1 protein-coding gene is annotated in these 256 nt (G+C 59.8%); it reads left to right on the top strand.

Annotation, left to right across the window (positions count from 1 at the left end; genetic code table 11):
• Positions 1-48: 48 nt before the first annotated feature.
• On the top strand, positions 49-256 hold a 208-nt coding region (locus SB772_RS43100; RefSeq protein ID WP_410838910.1), incomplete at its 3' end, for a LysR family transcriptional regulator.

The following is a 256-nucleotide window of genomic DNA, read 5'->3' as shown; positions in this document are numbered from 1 at the left end:
ATGATGTAACGCCTTCCAGTCTGATCGGATATTCGCTAATTATTCGCAATGACTGAGCAAAAACGCACAGATATCGATTGGGAAGATCTCCGCTTCTTCGCAGCGCTCGCCAGGCATCGCAGCCTGTCGGCGGCGGCCCGTGCGCTGAGAGTCAACCATGCCACCGTTGCGCGCCGGATATCCTCGCTCGAGTTGAGCCTCGGCGCGCAGCTCTTCGAGCGCCGCCCCGATGGATATGTGCTGACGGTGCAGGGGC

This window comes from Paraburkholderia sp. SIMBA_030, from assembly GCF_046535245.1.
Lineage (GTDB): Bacteria > Pseudomonadota > Gammaproteobacteria > Burkholderiales > Burkholderiaceae > Paraburkholderia.
This window is presented reverse-complemented; position numbering and strand designations above follow the sequence as displayed.